Genomic DNA, 19,556 nt, shown 5'->3' on the forward strand with positions numbered 1-19,556 from the left:
CAAAAAACCTGAACGATTAAAAGTGAGAAACTCTCAATCGTTCAGGTTTATCATTAGCTGAATTACTTATGTCCCAGCCTCTTTTTTTCGTGGTAATTGTCTAATTGTCTGCTTAATAAAGTAAGCTATTTAGCTGTTTGTTATATGATACTACCTCTGACTCTGAGAAAAACAGCGCAATTTCGCGTTGGGCACTCTCTGGAGAATCTGAACCATGAATAACATTTTTATCAACAATAAGCCCATAGTCTCCTCGAATTGTACCTGGAAGCGCTTCTTGAGGATTTGTTTTTCCCATCATTTGACGTGCATTTGCAATGACATTTTCCCCTTCCCATACCATTGCAAATACTGGTCCTGATGTAATAAAGTCAACTAGCTCTTTAAAAAATGGCTTTTCGCGATGTTCTCCGTAATGTGTTTCAGCCAAATCTTGTGATACGTGCATTAACTTTGCGCCTACTAATTGAAACCCCTTTTTTTCAAAGCGAGATACAATCTCTCCCACAATACTTCTTTGTACCCCGTCTGGTTTGACCATTAAAAAAGTTTGTTGTATCATTTTCTCTCCACCCCTGAAGTTATGATATGTAAAGCGAATGAAAGCGTAATCACACTCAAGAAAATCTTACCACTCTTTAGGTTGTTTTACAACGTACCAAAAATATTTTTTTAAAATTTTCTTTTACCAATGTACTTAGCAATCTGGTATAACGCTTTACGCGCTTTATTATCTGGTAACTCTTTCAAGATCATCATGGCTTTTTCAAGGTAACGCTCACTTACTTTAACAGAGCGATCAATTACGTCAGAAGAAGTAATATACGTAATAATTTCGGAAATAAGCTCCGTTTGATTGTCTGCTACAAATAACCTCTCAACTTTAAGACGGAAATCTGGATCCTCTAATGCGTAAAGAACAGGCAGTGTGATGTTCCCCTGTAGCAAATCACTTCCTACCGGCTTACCAAGCTTTTCTTCCGAAGACGTAAAATCCAAAATATCATCTGTAATTTGAAACGACATTCCCACATAGTAACCGAACAGGAATAGCTTTTTATGTATAGATTCTGGAGCACCGGCCGCGATTGCCCCCAGCTGACAGCTTGCTGCAATTAACAACGCTGTTTTTCGCTTAATACGACGCAAGTACGTACGCAAGTCTTGATTTAAATCATATTTATCTTTAATTTGTTCAATCTCACCTAGCGTTAGTTCAACCATCGTATCAGATAAGATTTTATGAGCATCCACTTGTTCAATTTTAGTAATAGTTTCAAGCGCACGCGCAAAAATATAATCCCCCGTATACATAGCAATTCGATTATCCCACTTGGCTTTAATCGTTGGCTTACCCCGTCTCATATCCGCATCGTCAATCACATCGTCGTGAACTAAAGACGCCATGTGTATCAGCTCAAGGGCTACTGCGACATGCTTAATCTGATTGACATCATAAGAGCCAAACTTGCCGGCTAATAAAACAAAGACAGGGCGAATTCTTTTTCCCCCTGCCTGTAAAAGGTGAAGAGATGCATTTGTAATTAATGCCTCTTTTGTTTCAATCCTTTGCTCTAATTCTTTTTCAATTAGTGCAATATCCGTGTTTAGAAAAGTATACATCATTTTTAATTTCATTGGACTCACCTAGCATTATAAATTCATTTCAATCGTTCGATGTTACACTACTTTACACATTAATATTTATTACAATTGTCTCTATACTCGTTTGTACCCTAAATGCATTGCAGCTACTCCACCGGTATAGGTTTTAACTTCAATGTCTTCAAATCCTGCTTGTTTAAACATTTCAGCCAGTTCTTTTGGGCCTGGGAAATCGCGCGCTGATTCTTGAAGCCATGAATATTCATCGTAGCTTTTAGCAAATAGCTTCCCAAATGCAGGCATAATATATTTAAAGTATAAAAGGTACGCTTGTCGGTAACCAATCATGGTTGGCTGAGATGTTTCTAAACATACCACTTTCCCACCTGGCTTTACTACTCGGTACATTTCTTTCAATGCTGCCATATAGTCAGGAACATTTCGAAGACCAAAGCCAATTGTGACATAATCAAATGAGTTATCTTCAAACGGTAAATTCATTGCGTTACCATGCAATAATTCAACATTTAAAAATGATGATTGGTTCATTTTTTCATGCCCAATCTTCAGCATGTTTTGACTAAAATCAAGCCCAATAGCTTTACCAGTTGGACCTACAGCTTCAGCCATAGCTAATGTCCAATCAGCTGTTCCACAGCATACATCCAGTGAAGTTGTCCCTGGCTGTACGTCCATTCGCTTCATCGTATCTTTTCTCCATGCTTTATGACGCTGAAAGCTAATTACTGAATTCATTTGATCATAATTTTTATATATTTTCTCGAAAACTCCATGCACACGCTCTTCTTTTGATTGCTGCATACTATCCTTCTCCTACAACATTTTTAAGACGCTCTAAGCTGCCAATCATCTCGTATAAATGCTCTTTTAACGGCTCATTAATGAAAGGTGAACCTGCTGCTAGGTATTGCTTTACCACAGCAATTGATGGTTCACTTGAAGCATAAAGCGCTTCTTGAATTCCAATGCTTTTCATTCCATTTTTATAATAATTGTCTAATAAAATCGAGGCTTCTTGTTTTGCCAACTTTATTAGCTGGGTTGAAATAGCGTTTAAACGACAGGCATGTTCTAAAAGCTCTCGCCACTCCGGACAATTAAAGTAATCACATAAGGAATTAATAAGCGATGATTCAACCGTAAAGAAATTCGTCATCATATCCTGTACGTCTTGTGTTTGGTTATGATAGATGTGGATTTTAGCAATATTAATTTCTTTAATAGACGAAGCAATTACCTTAATTAAGTCAATTTGCCCCGTTTGTGCTAAGTAATAGTAATACAAACCGCTATAATAATCACCTGCTAATACTGTTAGCTGTCGCTTGTGCAGTTGTGTTCCTTCACTATCAACATCTTGAGTAGAGACCAGGTCGTGGGTATCTAGTGCAGTTTGCACAAGCATAACTGACAGCGCACAGCGACTCCATTTTTGCTGTTCAAGTGAAAGAGTCGTTAAAAACGAGCATATGTATAATAATTTATTTTCATCTACAGTTGGATGATGAATAAATTTTTGAACATATGGATGACTCAACTCAGCATGAATTTGTTTTTTCATGTCTGCAACCGTATCGTAGATGTTTTGCACATTCATCACCCTTGTCTCCCTTTCAGTCACTGCTTTTTCCAAAGTAAATTCGATAGTGTCAATTATACCATAACTAAAGGTTAATTTAACCTTTAAAATCATAATCGACGGCTAGGTTATGATTTGATTTTATCGCATTTTTATTTTTTCCATTCTTTACATGTTGTTATTCACTTCACTTGAAATGGTCGTGTATACCATAAAAATAAAAGCAGGAAACTCCTGCTTATTTTTTAACGTCGGATTCAACCTCACCATGAACCGTTTGGATAAGTGCTTTGCCTCTTATTTTAATTGCTGACGTATGCTCTGTGAATTGAGCAATCATCACTTCGCCTTTATCTAGCTTTTCAGAGTGATGAAATCGTGTATCTGCACCTCTTGTTAGACCAATAACATTTACACCATCTTCCACTGCTTTGATGACGATGTATTCCGGATTCGATTTTTGTGCCATAATTTTCCCTCCATCTCTAGCCAATTACGACTTGATTAATGATAATACTTCTGCGCGTGCTGCTTGGTCGTGCTCAAATACTCCTCGAACCGCTGATGTAACGGTCATAGCTCCTGGTTTCCGAACGCCTCGCATTGTCATGCACATATGTTCAGCTTCTACAATAACCATGACTCCATGAGGAGATAAGGTTTCCACGATTGAATCAGCAACTGTAGACGTAATCCTTTCTTGAAGCTGTGGGCGCTTAGAGACAGCCTCCACTGCACGTGCAAGCTTACTTAATCCAGTTACGCGACCACCTTTTGGAATATATGCAACATGAACCTTTCCATAGAAAGGAACCAAGTGATGTTCACACATTGAATGAAAGTTGATGTCTTTTACTAAAACTAACTCTTCGTGTTCCTCGCCAAATATAGTTTTAAAATGTTCGTTTGGATCTTCGTTCAATCCCGAAAAGACTTCTTCATACATTTTAGCCACGCGCTTTGGTGTATCCAATAGCCCTTCTCGATTTGGATCTTCTCCAATCGCTTCTAAAATCTGCCTTACTGCTTGTTCGATTTGTTCTTTATTTACAGTTGACATCCTGTAGCCTCCCATTCGTTGCATTACGACGTAGTTAAAAAAATTCTAGCATATGTATGTACTAAAGGCAAAAAAGAAAGGTCGCAAAATATGCGACCTTTCAAAGCTCTTGTATTATGACTATAAAAATAGACATTTTATGTAAATATTATTTTACAGCGTCTTTAAGAGCTTTACCTGGTTTGAATGCAGGAACTTTGCTTGCAGCGATTTCAATCTCCTCACCCGTTTGAGGGTTACGACCTTTACGTGCAGCACGCTCACGTACTTCAAAGTTACCAAAACCAATTAGTTGAACTTTGTCACCGTCTTTTAAAGCATCTAAGATTGTATCAAAAACAGCATCAACTGCCTTTGTAGCATCCTTTTTTGAAAGCTCACTCGCTTCTGCAACAGCATTGATTAATTCTGTCTTGTTCATGCCATTCACCTCCTCCCAAAAATCGGATCATATAAAAACTAAAATCCCATTACAAAAGGAATCTAGTAATCGACGATATCTCATTTGTTAACAAAATTAACGAATATTATACATAACCTATGTATCAACAAGCCTAATAATAAACGATTGTTATGAATAATTCAACGTTTTTCATTTTGTCTCGGAGACTTCCATACCAAAACTAGTATGTCCAATCGATTTCTTTTAAAAGATTAACATATCGCTAATAGCATAGCAAGCAGAAAATCGTTATATAGTAAAAAAACAGAAACATATGTTCTTTCACATACTTTTTACCCTTTATTCGTTTTGATAATATCCAACATTTTTCCAGCCTTCAGCTTTTAAACATAAGAAAAAGGCTCCTTATTAAAAGAGCCTGCAACCGTCTATTATTAATCAATGTTATAAAATAATCGCAATTAAACCACCTGAGCCTTCGTTGATAATACGCTCTAGCGTTTCTTTTAGTTTGTAGCGTGCATTTTCCGGCATTAGCGAAAGCTTTCCTTGTATACCTTCTCTTACAATAGAGCTTAATGATCTACCAAAGATATCTGAATTCCAAATTGACAGTGGGTCATCTTCAAAATCTTGCATTAAATAACGGACCAGCTCTTCACTTTGTTTTTCTGTACCGATAATTGGAGCAAACTCAGATTCTACATCCACTTTAATCATGTGAATTGAAGGTGCAACGGCTTTTAAGCGAACTCCAAAACGAGATCCTTGACGAATAATTTCCGGCTCATCTAGGCTCATATCTGCTAAAGATGGTGCTGCAACCCCATACCCAGTTTGCTTCACCATACGAAGCGCATCTGATACTTGATCATACTCCATTTTAGCATGCACAAAATCTTGCATAAGCTGTAATAGGTGGTCTCGCCCACGAATTTCAACACCTACAACCTCTTTTAAGATTTGATCATATAAGTCATCCGGAGCATATAAATCAATCTCAGCAATTCCCTGCCCCATTTCAATCCCTGCTAATCGAGCTTGCTCAATGAATTCGAATTCTGTAAACTGTGCCACTACCCGATCAACATCGCGTAATCTTTTAATATCTTTTACCGTCTCTTGAACTGCTTCTTGGTAACTTTCACGTAACCAATGCTTATCTTTTAATACCATAACCCAGCTCGGCAAGTTAACATTAACTTCTAGCACAGGGAATTCATATAGGGCTTCTCTTAGCACATTTAGAACGTCTGTATCACGCATACTTTCCACGCTCATGGCCAACACTGGAATGTCATACTTCTCGTTAAGATTTACTCTTAGCTTCTCCGTATCTGGGTGGTAAGGCTGAACGGTATTAATAACCATGATAAAAGGCTTTCCTACTTCTTTTAATTCATTGATTACTCGCTCTTCCGCTTCTAGATAGTCATGGCGTGGAATATCTCCAATTGTGCCGTCTGTTGTAATAACAACACCGATTGTAGAATGCTCTTGAATTACTTTTCGAGTGCCAATTTCAGCAGCTTCATGAAACGGAATCGGCTCTTCATACCAAGGAGTATTAATCATTCTAGGACCATTTTCATCCTCGTAACCTTTCGCACCTGGAACTGTATATCCTACACAGTCTACCAATCTTATGTTAACATCTAGCCCATCGTCCACTTGTACGCTAACCGCTTGATTTGGAACAAATTTGGGCTCAGTTGTCATAATCGTTTTTCCTGCTGCACTTTGAGGCAATTCATCTTGCGTTCGTGCTCGCTCTGCTTCATTTTCAATGTGAGGTAATACCATTAGCTCCATAAACTTCTTTATAAAAGTTGACTTCCCTGTTCTTACTGCACCAACTACCCCTAAATATATATCGCCTCCTGTACGTTCAGCGATATCCTTAAACACATCTACCTTTTCCAAAAGATCCCCTCCGATCTATGAGTTCATAGGATATGACATCCATTGCGAGAGTAAATTAGGACATTATATAGTTATGACGTTGTCCTATTAAAATATGACTTTCGATAGAAAAATTTATAATTTTTTTCATGCACATGCTGACTCAATCACAAGTTAGGCTAAAATTTCTTATAAGAAAGAGAAAACCCCTTCTCTCTGAATTTTATTCAGCGAGAAAGGGTTCATGACTCATTTTTCTAAAAATATTGGCTCATTTGTTTTTTCGTCGATGGTATAGGGCAATGAATAAGCCGGAACAAAAGAAGAATGCTCAACTAGAAGGTTCCGGATATCTTCTCCTTCTTTATATGTATGTTTATGCTTTTGCAATACTTCATATAAGTCCGATGAATAATCTACAAACAGCTCACCTTTCCCATTTAATACAAGAGGAAGTAATTGACCGCTATAAGGACTTACAACTGTAGGTGGCTCTTTCATATTTAATTTTTTATAGTCAATAGAAAAAACACCATCGGCAATGACCTCTTTAAATGGCGCATAACCACTATGTTTTTGTCTGTATAGATTCAGATAAATATTTACCTCTTTGATTTGTTCAGCCATTCGTAAATCTATTAATTTAACGGTTGGATTCTCCTCTACATCCACCAGCATATATGAAAAAACGCCTCCGCTTTCAAACGCTGTACCGGGTGGCTCTTGCATATAGCGTGGGCTGAGCTTGTTAAATTCAATGGGATACTTTTGATAAATAGGCGTATTGTTATCCCTTGTTTTAATTGGTAATAATCCTCCGCTATCTTTTTGAAAGTCATCAACCGCTTGTTGCACAGCTGCAAGCTGATCTTTATAAGGCACCTGATTTTGAGATAGATTAGCCTCAGGGTATAAGCAAGCTGATAATAAGAATGTTATGCTACAAAAAATTATAAATAGTAAGATTTTTCTCATTAAACTTCACCCTATCAGTTTTTGTTATGCTCCAGGTGTTGGTCCACTAAAGACAACAAGCACCATAATGAATCCCGCAATAATCATTAATGTATAGGCAATGAAAGCGAGTACATATTTAAATATAACATTTTTAATTTTGTAACGACTCAAATAAATAGAAAACACAGAAATAAACATAAATACAATTGAACCAAGTGAAATCCACATTTTTAATAACGCTGGCGACACCGCTCACCCACTCCCCTTCTTGCTCTCATTATAGCATAGGAGGTCCATATTTCGTGTAAAAAGAGGGAATTTAAGGATTCTATTAATTGACTCCAAATAAAAACCGAAATAAAGGGGGCACTTTATTTCGGCTACAACTAAATATTCCCATGAAGAGTTCCACTCATCTTTATTTACATGTTATTTTATGCACCTACAAGTGATTCCGCATCACCAATTGCCTACTTTTTCTACATTTCTTTGCAAGTTAGTTCTTTCGTTCTCCTAAAATGTTCGCTAAATCTTCCATTTCATGAGTTTTCGTACGAGACATTAAAGAATCTACAGCTGCTTTTGCACTAACATCATTAAACAGCACATCATATAACGCTTGGGTAATTGGCATTTTTACATCATATTTTTCAGCTAGCTGGTAGGCAGCTTTCGTTGTCCGAACACCTTCTACTACCATCCCCATATTATCTAGCACTTCTTCCAATTTATGACCTTTGCCTAGCATGTTCCCCGCACGCCAGTTTCTTGAATGTACGCTTGTACACGTTACGATTAAATCACCGATTCCAGTCAATCCTGAAAACGTAAGTGGGTTTGCACCTAATACACTACCAAGTCGCGCAATTTCTGCTAATCCACGCGTCATAAGTGCAGCTTTAGCATTGTCACCATAACCAAGGCCGTCAGTAATTCCAGCAGCTAATGCAATAATGTTCTTCAACGCCCCACCAATTTCTACCCCTATTACATCTGGGTTTGTGTATACGCGAAAATATTGGTGATTATTAAACAAATCTTGTACTTTTTCGGCTGCTTTCATATTCTTAGAAGACGAAGTGACAGTAGTAGGCTGTCTTCTACTTACTTCCTCTGCATGACTTGGTCCAGATAAAACCACTACGTCCTGTAATTTAGCAGGCTCCATTTCTTGTTCAATCATTTCAGAGATGCGAAGCAGCGTATCTGGTTCAATTCCTTTACTAACATGAACAATTGTTAACGGATTGGTCGCAACCTTTCCAAGGCTTTGTAACACTTCACGAATTGCTTTTGTTGGAACAGCTAGAATAACTGTTTCTACTCCAAGAATTGCTTCTTCTAATGATGTGTAGCCTCGCATAGTCATTGGAAGCTCTACGCCGGGAAGGTATTTTTTATTTTCATGCATTTCATTAATACCATCAATTATTTCTTGGCGATGTCCCCATATACGTACATCATGACCATTATCCGCTAATACAAAGCCCAAAGCTGTGCCCCAGCTTCCTGCACCTAATACCGCAATTTTCTCCATGTTATCTGCACTCCTTTTTATTTTCGTGATCGAGCAATAATTCGAATTGGTGTTCCTTCAAATCCAAACGCTGCGCGCAGTTTGTTTTCTAAGAAACGCTCATAAGAGAAGTGAAGTAGTTCAGGATCATTTACAAACACAACGAAAGTAGGTGGTTTAATCGCTACCTGCGTTGCGTAATAAATTTTAAGACGTTTACCGTTATGTGTTGGTGTTGGGTTCATCGCAACTGCATCCATGATCACATCGTTTAAGATACTTGTTTCGACACGCATTGCATGATTTTCATTTACCATATTAATAACTGGTAAAAGCGTATGCGTACGTTTTTTTGTTTTCGCTGATAAAAAGACAATTGGCGCATACGTTAGGAATTGGAAATGTTCACGAACGTTTTCTTCAAACTTTTTCATCGTCTTATCGTCTTTTTCTACTGTGTCCCACTTATTGATAACGATAACAACTGCCTTACCTGCTTCTTGTGCATAACCGGCAATCTTTTTATCTTGTTCAATAATTCCTTCTTCTGCGTTTAATACAACTAAGACAACATCTGAACGTTCAATCGCTCGTAACGCACGAAGCACACTATATTTCTCTGTGCTTTCGTATACTTTACCGCGCTTTCTCATACCAGCTGTATCAATAACAACATACTCTTGTTCTTCTTTTGTAAACTTTGTATCAATCGCATCACGAGTCGTACCTGCAATATTACTTACAATAACGCGGTCCTCACCTAGCACAGCATTTACAAGTGATGATTTCCCAACATTTGGTCGACCAATCAAGGAAAACTTAACAACATCGTCTCCATAGTCTTCATCTTCATCTTTTGGGAAATGCTTAGCTACTTCATCCAATAAGTCTCCTAAGCCCAAACCATGCGTTCCTGAAATAGGGAATGGCTCTCCATACCCTAAAGCATAGAAATCATAGATTAATTCTTTCATTTCAGGGTTATCAATTTTATTAACTGCTAATACAACAGGTTTTTTAGATTTGTATAGAATCTTTGCCACTTCTTCATCAGCTGATGTAATACCATCTCGTCCATTTGTTAAAAAGATAATAACGTCCGCTTCATCAATAGCAATTTCAGCTTGTTGCTTAATTTGCTCTAAAAACGGCTCATCTCCAATATCAATTCCTCCTGTATCAATGATATTAAAGTCCATATTAAGCCACTCTGCTGAGCTATAAATACGATCGCGCGTTACGCCTGGAATATCTTCAACAATTGATACGCGCTCTCCTACAATTCGATTAAAAATAGTTGACTTCCCAACATTTGGTCGGCCTACAATCGCAATAATTGGTTTTGGCATGCGAATCTTTCCTTTCTTTGATCTGTTCTATGTATAAATAGTAACCTTTTGCTTATTCGTTTCACAATTGAATATTTTTAATAGATAAGATCATTCATTTTCAAAAACCGAGGTCATGCAAACATGCATGACCTCAAATTATTGCCTACTAGTCAATATGTTATTTACATGTATGCAACAATTAAGAGTACTCTCTCAATCAAACAATTCTATCAAAAAAGCTGCTTCACAACAACAAATTTTTCAGAAAATCAATTATTAGGCTTGACCGGACTATGCTTTTGACGCTGGAATTTTCCTAACAACCAATCGAACTGTGATGCAAGGGACCGCACAACTTTCCAAATAAAAAGAAGCATTAGTACAGTAGCTACAAGGTCAAGGAACATTGGCTGTCCCACGGGATGCGGCATTGAGATATTCGTGACTATTAAGCTATATAGAAAATCTCCCCCTAACAATCCTAGCAAAATAACGATACATCGCATGTGATCATCTTTTACTAGAAGAAAACCAATATATAAAATAATAGCTGTTAACAGCCATTGTCGGTTCACAAAAATCCATACTGGATCATACAGTTCTAACAAACAAAAGCCTACATAAGCAAACATGACAATCAGTGAAATAAATAATACGTATAATTGCTTTGAAGTTTTAAGCCTTGAAATATCTACACACACCATAACTAATAAGAAAAGATAAGTATAGCTAACGAAAAATGGACCTATCCAAACGTACGTTGTTGATAGCATAATGCTTATCAACAACAACATCGACACCTTCCACCGTAAAGACGTTTTATGCAAAAAAAATGTTGAAATGACCCATCCAATCCAAGCAAACCAATAGAATAGAAAACCTTCCATCTTCTCAACTCCCTATTTCTTCATTATGTATCAGTTTTACAAAAATTAACCCTTTGCATAAGCATAGAAACATAAACTTCGGTAAACCTATAATGAATCTAAATAAGGAGGTGAAAATTGTGGGAAAAGACCGTCAAGAGAAAAAGCTAAAGAAATCAAAGCGAGTTGAATCAGATCGCGACCAAGGCTTGCATTATCCAGGTGCAACTAGTTTACAAAGCCCTGAAGAAGGGAGAGATACCAATGGACAAAGATAAGAGGCTGATGATTCTTTCTCAAAGACGAATCGTGACGTTTCTAAACAATTTAAGTTGTAGCAACCAGTCCGTTCCATTGCGCTGCAGACACTCGCTGTCCGCGGGAAGGAGTCTGAGCTTCCTCGCCGCACTGCGGCGGGGTCTCAGCCTTCCCTCTAGTTTCCGCATGATTTACTTGTCCTACGCCGCTCCATTCCATTAGTTTTTTGAATTGGTTTTCCAATTTTAAAAAAAGCCAAACTATAAAAGGGGTTACCCATCAATAATTTGGATATAATATTGACTTAAATACTTATGTCCTAGCCTCGTATTTTCATTTTAAAACAGGATTCGAAACGGAATAAACAGATTTCTGTTGTCCTGTAAGTAAAAAGAGTAGCGCTCCAATTAAGAGAAGTCCACCTGATAGATAAAATCCTAACTCCATGCTTCCTGAGCGATTAGCAAAATAACCAGTGATATATGGTGCAAAAATAGATGAAAGCATCCCGCTAAAATTAAAGAATCCATACACTTTAGAATACATTGTAGATGGCGTAATAGATGCAATGTATGAAATGAGGATTGGATCTAACGCTAATTTCCCAATCAGCCCATACACTATGAGTCCAACTAACAGCCAAACATAGCTATTTGTGTAGGGGATTAAAAATTGACATAGTGCCCCAGCAATTGACAAACTAACAATCAATGCTTTTTTATTTTGAATTCGATCGGACATATAGCCAAAGAAAATGGCTCCAGGAATAGATGCCCAAGGTACTAATGAAGCAATAATACCTGTTTCCGAAGCTTCAAGACCCCTAGAGCTTTGTAGGTAATACGGTAGCCATGTTAGCATTCCAAAAAAACCGTAAAGTGAGCAAAAGATTAAAATGTACACTAGAATATGGTTTTTCGTAAATAGTTTCCGCAGTGGTTCTTTTTCTTTTGCTTGTACCTTACTCTCCTTTGCTCTCCCATCTTCCACAAACAGTGCAATTAAAATAGCTACAATTATAGTTGGTACAGCAAAAAGATAAAAAGTGAACTGCCATCCTTTATCAAGCGTATATGTAATATACGATGAGCCGATAAAACCTAGTGAAATACCAAATGCCATACCGCTGTTAATCAATGCCGACACAAGCCCTCGATATCTTTCTGAAGTGATGCTTGAAGAGATACCGTACTGTGATCCATAATAAGTACCTTCTCCAAGGCCAGTTAGTGCACGCATTAGTAAAAACATGCCGAACGTCGTAGCCAAGCCAGTTAAAAAGGTTGCTACCCCAAATAAGATATATCCAATAACAAGCACCTTCACTCTTCCAAAACGATCTGCTAAAAAGCCCGTGGGAATCTGCATAGCTGCATAGGAGGCAAAAAACACCGTAGCCATTAACCCGAGCTCTGTTTTTGTCAGCCCCCACTGCTCTCCAATATCTCCCATCACCGGAGATAAAATATTGCGATCTGCATACATAAAAACCCAGCCTAAAAAGAATAGAAAAATGGTCAGTACAGGATGTCCTTTTTTCATAACCACACCTACTTTTCTGTATTTTCAGACTATTATATATAATAAACGTTTGTTATTTCATCCAAGTTGTCAGGTTTTCTGCCTGCTTTTTTTACTATGATAGTAAAAATCCGATTCAAAACAACAAAACAAGCACACGGTATCGTGTGCTTGTTTTGTTGTTTTGGCTATCTATTATTAAACTTTTCAATCGACACTGGTCGCTGACATAGCCAATCATAAGTTTTTCCCGTAATAACAAGCGGAACTTGCTGAAGCTCTGAAATAGAACCAGTACCTAATGCAACCATGATGAACCTTAATTCTTCATGGAGTTCTAAAACTTCTTCGATAACAGCTTCTATACCTGAATCCATTAAAACAGACAGTAGACGCCCAGCTAATCCAGTTGCTGAAGCACCTAAAGCGAGCGATTTGGCTACATCCATTGCTGTTTGAATACCTCCAGAGCCGATAATTGAAATACCGCCTACACTCTGTGATACTTCTGCTAAAGATGCTGCGGTTGAAATTCCCCAATCGTTAAAAAAATGAAAATGATTCTCACGCCTCTCATTTTCGATTTTCGAAAAATTCGTACCGCCGTAACCCCCAACATCAATAATACTCACGCCGACTTCTTTTAGTTTAGTCGCTGCCGCAGCGCTCATCCCAAAACCTACTTCTTTTGCTATAACAGGTACATCTAAGGCATTCACAATTTGTTCAATGCGCTTTAAAGCTCCCGTAAAGTCCCGATCTCCTTCTGGCATAACTAGCTCTTGAATTACGTTCAAGTGGATTTGCATCCCATTGGCTTCAAGCATATCAACAGCCCGCTTTGCCTGATCCACTGTCGCTTCGCTTCCAAGGTTAGCAAGGATGATTCCAGTTGGGTTTTCTTGCCTTACTACTCGATATGTTTTTTCTTCTTCTTCGTTTTTAATCGCAGCCATCTGTGAACCTACAGCCATCGCTAAATTACAAGCGCTAGAAACTCGTGCTAGAGAACGGTTAATTTCTTCCGTCTCTAACCCGCCGCCTCCAGTCATTGCATTGATAAAAATTGGCGAACTCAGTGAAAGTTCGCCAATCTTTGTATTTAACTGGACATCTTTTACACTTTTATCTGGCAAGCTGTTATGCACAAACTGAATGTCGTCGAGTCCGTGTAAGCGATGTTGTCCGGTTTGAATCGCATGATGAATGTGATCGATTTTTCGTTTCGCTCTACTCACCAAACATCACCATTATTTTAGTTTTTTTAATTGATCTCCAATCATGTCGCCTAACTGAAAACCTTTTGATTCTTCTTGAATATTGTAGTCACCATAATCCACCGGCCCTTCTTCCTCAAGGTCACGAATGCTTAATGAAATTCGACGTTCGCTTTCGCTCACATCTAATACCTTTACTGTAACCTTTTCTCCTTCAGTTAATACTTCATGAGGAGTACCAATATGTTTGTGAGAAATGTGAGAAATGTGTACAAGCCCTTCTACACCAGGTAATACCTCGACAAAAGCTCCAAACGATACTAATCGGCGAACAGTTCCATCGACTACATCACCTTGTTTAAGCTTTGAAGAAATATTGTCCCATGGTCCCTCAAGCGTATCTTTAATTGATAAAGAAATACGTCCGTTTCCTTTATCAACTGATAGTACTTTTACCTTTACGCTATCTCCTTCTTTTACTACATCAGAAGGCTTTTCTACTCGCTCGTGTGAAAGTTGAGAGATGTGAACAAGACCATCAACGCCTCCAACATCAACAAAAGCTCCAAAGTCTGTTAAGCGCTGCACTGTTCCTTCCAGTACTTGACCTTCCGCTAAAGAACTAAGAGCTGTTTGTTTCTTTTGCGCGTTTTCTTCTTCAACAACAGCACGGTGTGATAGGATAATACGATTTTTTTCACGATTGAGTTCTACGACTTTAACCGTTAACGTTTGGTCTTGATAGCTAGCAAAGTCATCAACAAAATGCGCTTCAACTAAAGATGCAGGGATAAATCCTCGCACACCAATGTCTGCTACTAATCCACCTTTAACAACTTCCTTTACAACAGCTTCAAACACTTCGCCTGTGCTTAGTTTTTCTTCTAAATCATCCCAAGCTTTTTCTGCATCGACTGCTTTCTTAGACAAGACTAATAGCTCTTCTTCAACTTTAATTACCTTTGCTTGAATCTCTGTATCTTTTTTAATTACATCACTTGCTTTTTCAATATGTAAACTTGATAATTCACTGATTGGAATAACACCATCTAGCTTGCTGTTGGCAACTTCAACTAGAACTTGCTTATCTTCAACTTTCGTTACAGTTCCAGTTACAGTTTCGCCAACTTCTAATGCTTTTACTTCTACTTGATTCATATCTTCTACCATCGTCTTTTCCTCCTTCAATATCTAGCAGCAATATATTTTCAGATAAAAAGCAGCGAAGCTCTTATCACTATATATCCTTGTATCTATTTTTGTATAGAAAAAACTCTCTTTGTTACTAACTTCTAATAAATAGAATCTTTTGTCAAGCGAAAAGCTTATTAACTATTGGTATTTTTCAATCAATTTAGCAATTTCACTCATAATTGCTTCCGTCACTTCATCAGCAGATGCACGGCGTTCTCTAAACTCTGACATATCTAATGGCTTTCCATACACTACTTTCACTTTAGAAAATGCTTTATATGGACCAATAATTGCACACGGTACAACATCAGCTGTAGAACGCAGTGCAAAAAAACCTACTCCCGCTAACCCTTTTTTTAGTTTACCGTCTTTACTTCTTGTTCCTTCAGGGAAAAGGCCAAGCACTTTTCCTTCTTTTAGAATTCCTAATCCTTTTCGCAGAGCTTCACGATCTCCCACGCCGCGCTTTACTGGAAATGTTTCTAATTTAGGTAAAATGGTTTTTAAGATGGGTGCATCAAACAACTCTGCTTTGGCCATGAACGAAATCGGACGAGGGCATGTAATCCCTACGGTAGGGGGATCAAGGTTATCAATATGATTTGAGCACAGCAATACCCCACCTTCTGATGGGATATTCTCTGTACCAATTACTTCATAACGATAAACAGGTTTTAATATACCGCGTACTACTGAACGTGCAAATGTATAAAAGCTCACAGCATTCCAACCCTTTCATGTATAATAGAAAGTATTTTTTCAACGACACCTTCAATTGACAATGCTGTTGTATCAATTTCAATTGCATCATCTGCTTTTTTCAAAGGCGCGACTTCACGCTCTGAATCAATTTTATCTCGACGAGCAATGTCAATTTTATGCTGTTCTAGATTAGATGGGAAACCTTTTCTCACGTTCTCTTCATGACGACGCTGAGCTCGCTCTTCCACTGATGCAAGTAAAAAGATTTTCACTTCTGCATGAGGAAGGACGTGCGTACCAATGTCACGCCCATCCATTACAACGCCTCCATTTTGAGCTAACTTCTGCTGTCGAACGACCATTTCTTCACGCACTGATCGGTGTTTAGCAACGATTGATACTGAATTTGTCACCTCTGCTGAACGGATCTCGTTGGTTACTTCTTTACCATTCACACTAACAATCTGTCCATTTTCAGAAGGTTTAAGTTCAATCTCTGTTTCATTTAATAAACGAAGTAACGCTTCTTCGCTTTCTAATTTAACCCCTTGCTGCTGGGCTTGATACGTAAGGGCACGATACATCGCACCTGTGTCTACATAAATATATGATAAATTTTCTGCTATAATCTTTGCTACTGTACTTTTCCCAGCTGCAGCAGGTCCATCAATAGCAATTGAAATTCGCTTTTCCATAAATCCTCCTTGACGTGCTAACAAGAACATATTTTTCATTAATTTCTTTTTACACGAAAAAAAAGAGCAGGTTGCCCCCTGCTTTTTTAATCATTGTTTCTATTTTATCATATCGCTGCTTTACTGGTCGAACGTTTCAATAATTTTGTTGAAATTATTTTTTGCTACTCCTTCATACTGTATAACCTTTGAAAAATAGGTTGTATGTTCGCTGTAAAATAAAAGAGCCTGAGCAGCAAACAAAAAGAAGAACTGAACAATAACAAACTTCACTAATAAGCTTTCAATCCGCTTCATGTTAATCTCTCATTCCATTATTGTATTTACATACTAGTTTGGAACGAACAGGTTTAATTTATACTTACTTTATAACAATCCCTTTCTTCTTAACTCGAGCTGACGCTTTAACGTATAGCGCATTAGTAGCTGTTTTGCTTTTATATTTGGACTCAAAAACTCTACGGATAGCTGCCCTTGCTGTTCGTTAATTGGCTGTTCAACACGAACAAGCTTACCTTGCAGTTCAAGAGTTACCTCTTCCTCTTCATGCTTTAGTAATAAGCCTACCTTAACTTCTTCATTCACTTTAAAATCACTTCTTTCAGACAGGTTAATACAAACCCCTCCGGCACTTAAGTCTCTCGTAAAGCTCTGCAAGGAGTTTTTCGCTTCACCATATTTCTCCATAACTACCGTTAGCGTTACGGGAACTCGAAAGAAATTTCTTCTCTGTACAGCTTCTAAAGAATCGTCTCCCGGATAGTCTAATTCAATAACAGGTATATCTTTAATTGCTCGATCTTTTACTTCTGTTGAGAATCCATAAACGGCTTTATCTTCCCCTACGAACATGGCGTTTAATTTTGTTCCCTTCATTAGGAAAGCTGTTTTTTTGGTCTTTTCGTTAAATGGATAATCAATTATCAGTTTGTGTTCTGTACAATCAACCACTTTACATCGATAGGTGATTTGATCTTCTTCACTTTCTAAGTTAAGCGGCATTCCAACTTTAATCATATAAAAGCCCCCAATTTCATTAGTATTCCTACTATTAAAAATAGTAAAATATACTTAATTTATAAACATATTTTTAGCCCTATATACTCATTTAACCTCCAATAAATAACATGATTCCTTATATAAAATAAAAAGAGTTTGGGACATAACAAAATGATTGCTTCTAAAAGACGAACACTAGCTGTTCCAATCTTTTTGGTTTGTCTCAACACGTTCGTTCCATTGCGCTACGCTCCATTCCACCCTGTTTCCAACATTGTTTTCACAATCAACAAAAAACCTGAACGATTAAAAGTGAGAAACTCTCAATCGTTCAGGTTTATCATTAGCTGAATTACTTATGTCCCAGCCTCTTTCGATTAAACTTCGTCATAGATTGGTTCAGCGTTTTGTAATTTATCTACTTTTTCTTCAAATCCTGTTTTTGCATTTACAAAGATTCGATACGTATCGTCATTAATTGTACCAAGAAATTCGTAACACAATACTTCTTCCTGTAAGTCGTTTTCAATAATGGCTAAGCGATCTTCCATCACTTTAAGGTTTGGATTTAATTTTGATTTAGCTTCTTCTTTTGTAATCGTTGGTTCAGGAATCTCCCGTGTACGATGTCGTAATAAAAACTCTTTTGCTGAGAAGCCAGCTACCGTTCCATCATCCAACGCCATTTTCATCTTTACAGCATCGGGATAAATACGCACTCCACTTTCAGTTTCTTCAACAAATGTAAAGACACCAAGATTATCGTACTGAGCGCTTTCAGACATTACAAGGCTTTCAAAGCGATGATCTTTTAAAAATTTATTGGCTTTTTCCATTGCTTCGTTTAGGCTAATATTTTGTTTTTTGACGTCTCTGTTTTCTAATACCCAAATCGGATATCCACCTTTTTTCGTAATATCCATATAAATCTCTTTCTTTGTTGAAGGGTCTTTAATTGTTAAGCTGTAAAAAGGATAATTAGCCCCCTTACCACTTTCCGCAATGTGCATTTCTTCTTTTCCTTTTAAATCTAAAAACGATCGTGCTACTTCTTTGGCAACTCTTTCATCTACTTCACGACCTTTAAGCTGGCCAAATGCTTTTTTCTCGTCTTCGTTTGATGTATTTGTAATACCTAAGTCTGATTCAGCATAGGAATCCATGCTCTTTTCGACAGTTTTCAAGCCATCAATAATGGTATTGTCACCCTGCTTTTCTTTTGTTGCTAAAGCTAGCTCTACATCCATCCATCTTAAATTATTGTCAATAACCAAATGCTGAACTGTACGCATTTCGTTCTGAATTTCAGATGACTTCTCATACAGAGCGTTCAATGTCTTATACTCTTTATCTGTAAGCGGTGATTTACCGAGATCTCTAACAGCTACCTCGTATGCAAAATCGCCAATATCGGATAAGAACTCTTCCGTTTTATTAAAAGGTAACAGCGCTAATGGCAATTGTCCTACATTGCTATGCGCTTCTGAAGTTAAACGCCATACTTCTGCAAGCGCTGGCGATAATTGATCTCGAGAACTCATCGCTAATGTCCCGCCGATTTTATCATTTAATAAATCAAGCTCGTACGATAAATCATGAAACGCTCGTTGATACGTATTTTCGGCTTGTAATAAAACAGCATCTTTTTCTTGATGCTCTGTATACCCCCAATATCCGACTCCTACCACACCAACTGCTAAAATTGTAATTAAAATTGTTCGAATCATTAT

General features: G+C 37.6%; 23 protein-coding genes. 1 reads left to right on the forward strand and 22 read right to left on the reverse strand.

Translation table 11 applies throughout. The features are described 5' to 3' along the window. Window positions 1-112 precede the first annotated feature (112 nt). The 13 genes from ndk to AS180_RS01530 all read right to left on the reverse strand — a co-directional run bounded on the left by ndk (window position 113) and on the right by AS180_RS01530 (window position 11,261). Window positions 113-562 (reverse strand): nucleoside-diphosphate kinase, encoded by a 450-nt coding sequence (ndk, locus tag AS180_RS01470; protein ID WP_025908386.1) that lies wholly within the window; start codon window positions 560-562, stop codon window positions 113-115. A gap of 110 nt (window positions 563-672) precedes the next feature. Beyond that, window positions 673-1,638, reverse strand: a complete 966-nt coding sequence (gene hepT / locus AS180_RS01475) for a heptaprenyl diphosphate synthase component II (RefSeq protein WP_025908385.1) — start codon at window positions 1,636-1,638, stop codon at window positions 673-675. Between the two features lie 81 nt (window positions 1,639-1,719). Then, the gene (locus AS180_RS01480; protein ID WP_025908384.1) at window positions 1,720-2,427 is read right to left on the reverse strand and encodes a demethylmenaquinone methyltransferase; all 708 of its coding nucleotides are present in this window, start codon (window positions 2,425-2,427) and stop codon (window positions 1,720-1,722) included. A 1-nt stretch (window position 2,428) separates the two neighbouring features. Further along, window positions 2,429-3,223 (reverse strand): heptaprenyl diphosphate synthase component 1, encoded by a 795-nt coding sequence (locus AS180_RS01485; protein WP_226372911.1) that lies wholly within the window; start codon window positions 3,221-3,223, stop codon window positions 2,429-2,431. A 220-nt stretch (window positions 3,224-3,443) separates the two neighbouring features. Beyond that, window positions 3,444-3,674, reverse strand: coding sequence for a trp RNA-binding attenuation protein MtrB (gene mtrB, locus AS180_RS01490; RefSeq protein WP_025908382.1), 231 nt, complete (start codon window positions 3,672-3,674; stop codon window positions 3,444-3,446). Between the two features lie 24 nt (window positions 3,675-3,698). Then, window positions 3,699-4,265: a GTP cyclohydrolase I FolE gene (folE, locus tag AS180_RS01495; protein ID WP_025908381.1), complete on the reverse strand. Its 567-nt coding sequence runs from the start codon at window positions 4,263-4,265 to the stop codon at window positions 3,699-3,701. A 148-nt stretch (window positions 4,266-4,413) separates the two neighbouring features. Beyond that, window positions 4,414-4,686 (reverse strand): non-specific DNA-binding protein Hbs, encoded by a 273-nt coding sequence (gene hbs, locus AS180_RS01500; protein ID WP_025908380.1) that lies wholly within the window; start codon window positions 4,684-4,686, stop codon window positions 4,414-4,416. Window positions 4,687-5,112: 426 nt separating this feature from the next. Next, complete coding sequence (gene spoIVA, locus AS180_RS01505) at window positions 5,113-6,591, reverse strand: stage IV sporulation protein A (protein ID WP_025908379.1); 1,479 nt, start codon at window positions 6,589-6,591, stop codon at window positions 5,113-5,115. Window positions 6,592-6,819: 228 nt separating this feature from the next. Next, window positions 6,820-7,545, reverse strand: a complete 726-nt coding sequence (locus tag AS180_RS01510; RefSeq protein ID WP_062686250.1) for a hypothetical protein — start codon at window positions 7,543-7,545, stop codon at window positions 6,820-6,822. Window positions 7,546-7,569: 24 nt separating this feature from the next. Further along, entirely contained in the window at window positions 7,570-7,776 is a 207-nt protein-coding gene (locus AS180_RS01515) for a DUF2768 domain-containing protein (protein ID WP_025908377.1), read from the reverse strand. 247 nt (window positions 7,777-8,023) lie between these two features. Further along, entirely contained in the window at window positions 8,024-9,064 is a 1,041-nt protein-coding gene (locus tag AS180_RS01520; RefSeq protein ID WP_025908376.1) for an NAD(P)H-dependent glycerol-3-phosphate dehydrogenase, read from the reverse strand. 17 nt (window positions 9,065-9,081) lie between these two features. Then, entirely contained in the window at window positions 9,082-10,392 is a 1,311-nt protein-coding gene (der, locus tag AS180_RS01525; protein WP_025908375.1) for a ribosome biogenesis GTPase Der, read from the reverse strand. A 251-nt stretch (window positions 10,393-10,643) separates the two neighbouring features. Beyond that, window positions 10,644-11,261, reverse strand: a complete 618-nt coding sequence (locus AS180_RS01530) for a YphA family membrane protein (protein WP_025908374.1) — start codon at window positions 11,259-11,261, stop codon at window positions 10,644-10,646. Between the two features lie 119 nt (window positions 11,262-11,380). Here AS180_RS01530 and AS180_RS21360 point away from each other — a divergent pair, with 119 nt between their 5' ends. Continuing rightward, a complete protein-coding gene (locus AS180_RS21360) occupies window positions 11,381-11,518 on the forward strand; it encodes a YpzI family protein (RefSeq protein ID WP_064484030.1) in 138 nt (45 codons plus the stop codon). Window positions 11,519-11,567: 49 nt separating this feature from the next. Here AS180_RS21360 and AS180_RS22070 read toward each other — a convergent pair whose 3' ends face one another. From AS180_RS22070 to ypeB, 9 genes are all read right to left on the reverse strand, one after another. Continuing rightward, the gene (locus AS180_RS22070; protein WP_156413419.1) at window positions 11,568-11,717 is read right to left on the reverse strand and encodes a hypothetical protein; all 150 of its coding nucleotides are present in this window, start codon (window positions 11,715-11,717) and stop codon (window positions 11,568-11,570) included. 114 nt (window positions 11,718-11,831) lie between these two features. Then, window positions 11,832-13,040, reverse strand: a complete 1,209-nt coding sequence (locus AS180_RS01535; protein WP_062686252.1) for an MFS transporter — start codon at window positions 13,038-13,040, stop codon at window positions 11,832-11,834. 167 nt (window positions 13,041-13,207) lie between these two features. Next, window positions 13,208-14,257, reverse strand: coding sequence for a type 2 isopentenyl-diphosphate Delta-isomerase (gene fni / locus AS180_RS01540; protein ID WP_025908372.1), 1,050 nt, complete (start codon window positions 14,255-14,257; stop codon window positions 13,208-13,210). A gap of 12 nt (window positions 14,258-14,269) precedes the next feature. Next, entirely contained in the window at window positions 14,270-15,406 is a 1,137-nt protein-coding gene (gene rpsA, locus AS180_RS01545; RefSeq protein ID WP_062686254.1) for a 30S ribosomal protein S1, read from the reverse strand. Between the two features lie 162 nt (window positions 15,407-15,568). Beyond that, on the reverse strand, window positions 15,569-16,150 hold the full coding sequence (locus AS180_RS01550; RefSeq protein WP_062686256.1) for a lysophospholipid acyltransferase family protein: 582 nt from the start codon (window positions 16,148-16,150) through the stop codon (window positions 15,569-15,571). Beyond that, window positions 16,147-16,827, reverse strand: coding sequence for a (d)CMP kinase (gene cmk / locus AS180_RS01555; RefSeq protein ID WP_025908369.1), 681 nt, complete (start codon window positions 16,825-16,827; stop codon window positions 16,147-16,149). Before cmk ends, AS180_RS01550 begins: the two co-directional genes overlap by 4 nt. 120 nt (window positions 16,828-16,947) lie before the next feature. Next, window positions 16,948-17,124: a YpfB family protein gene (locus tag AS180_RS23065; protein ID WP_160169862.1), complete on the reverse strand. Its 177-nt coding sequence runs from the start codon at window positions 17,122-17,124 to the stop codon at window positions 16,948-16,950. Between the two features lie 69 nt (window positions 17,125-17,193). After that, window positions 17,194-17,844 (reverse strand): flagellar brake protein, encoded by a 651-nt coding sequence (locus tag AS180_RS01560; protein ID WP_025908368.1) that lies wholly within the window; start codon window positions 17,842-17,844, stop codon window positions 17,194-17,196. A gap of 359 nt (window positions 17,845-18,203) precedes the next feature. Further along, on the reverse strand, window positions 18,204-19,553 hold the full coding sequence (gene ypeB, locus AS180_RS01565; protein ID WP_025908367.1) for a germination protein YpeB: 1,350 nt from the start codon (window positions 19,551-19,553) through the stop codon (window positions 18,204-18,206). Window positions 19,554-19,556 lie beyond the last annotated feature (3 nt).

This window comes from Priestia veravalensis (genome assembly GCF_001457055.1).
Taxonomy (GTDB): domain Bacteria; phylum Bacillota; class Bacilli; order Bacillales; family Bacillaceae_H; genus Priestia; species Priestia flexa.

Excerpts from the sequence above, each read along its gene's own strand:
- folE (WP_025908381.1), bottom strand. The coding sequence starts at position 4,265 with ATGTCAACTGTAAATAAAGAACAAATCGAACAAGCAGTAAGGCAGATT.
- AS180_RS01520 (WP_025908376.1), bottom strand. The coding sequence starts at position 9,064 with ATGGAGAAAATTGCGGTATTAGGTGCAGGAAGCTGGGGCACAGCTTTG.
- AS180_RS23065 (WP_160169862.1), bottom strand. The coding sequence starts at position 17,124 with ATGAAGCGGATTGAAAGCTTATTAGTGAAGTTTGTTATTGTTCAGTTC.
- AS180_RS01560 (WP_025908368.1), bottom strand. The coding sequence starts at position 17,844 with ATGATTAAAGTTGGAATGCCGCTTAACTTAGAAAGTGAAGAAGATCAA.
- mtrB (WP_025908382.1), bottom strand. The coding sequence starts at position 3,674 with ATGGCACAAAAATCGAATCCGGAATACATCGTCATCAAAGCAGTGGAA.
- ypeB (WP_025908367.1), bottom strand. The coding sequence starts at position 19,553 with ATGATTCGAACAATTTTAATTACAATTTTAGCAGTTGGTGTGGTAGGA.
- hepT (WP_025908385.1), bottom strand. The coding sequence starts at position 1,638 with ATGAAATTAAAAATGATGTATACTTTTCTAAACACGGATATTGCACTA.
- AS180_RS01510 (WP_062686250.1), bottom strand. The coding sequence starts at position 7,545 with ATGAGAAAAATCTTACTATTTATAATTTTTTGTAGCATAACATTCTTA.
- der (WP_025908375.1), bottom strand. The coding sequence starts at position 10,392 with ATGCCAAAACCAATTATTGCGATTGTAGGCCGACCAAATGTTGGGAAG.
- AS180_RS01530 (WP_025908374.1), bottom strand. The coding sequence starts at position 11,261 with ATGGAAGGTTTTCTATTCTATTGGTTTGCTTGGATTGGATGGGTCATT.
- AS180_RS01535 (WP_062686252.1), bottom strand. The coding sequence starts at position 13,040 with ATGAAAAAAGGACATCCTGTACTGACCATTTTTCTATTCTTTTTAGGC.
- hbs (WP_025908380.1), bottom strand. The coding sequence starts at position 4,686 with ATGAACAAGACAGAATTAATCAATGCTGTTGCAGAAGCGAGTGAGCTT.
- AS180_RS22070 (WP_156413419.1), bottom strand. The coding sequence starts at position 11,717 with ATGGAATGGAGCGGCGTAGGACAAGTAAATCATGCGGAAACTAGAGGG.
- AS180_RS01480 (WP_025908384.1), bottom strand. The coding sequence starts at position 2,427 with ATGCAGCAATCAAAAGAAGAGCGTGTGCATGGAGTTTTCGAGAAAATA.
- rpsA (WP_062686254.1), bottom strand. The coding sequence starts at position 15,406 with ATGGTAGAAGATATGAATCAAGTAGAAGTAAAAGCATTAGAAGTTGGC.
- cmk (WP_025908369.1), bottom strand. The coding sequence starts at position 16,827 with ATGGAAAAGCGAATTTCAATTGCTATTGATGGACCTGCTGCAGCTGGG.
- ndk (WP_025908386.1), bottom strand. The coding sequence starts at position 562 with ATGATACAACAAACTTTTTTAATGGTCAAACCAGACGGGGTACAAAGA.
- AS180_RS01485 (WP_226372911.1), bottom strand. The coding sequence starts at position 3,223 with ATGAATGTGCAAAACATCTACGATACGGTTGCAGACATGAAAAAACAA.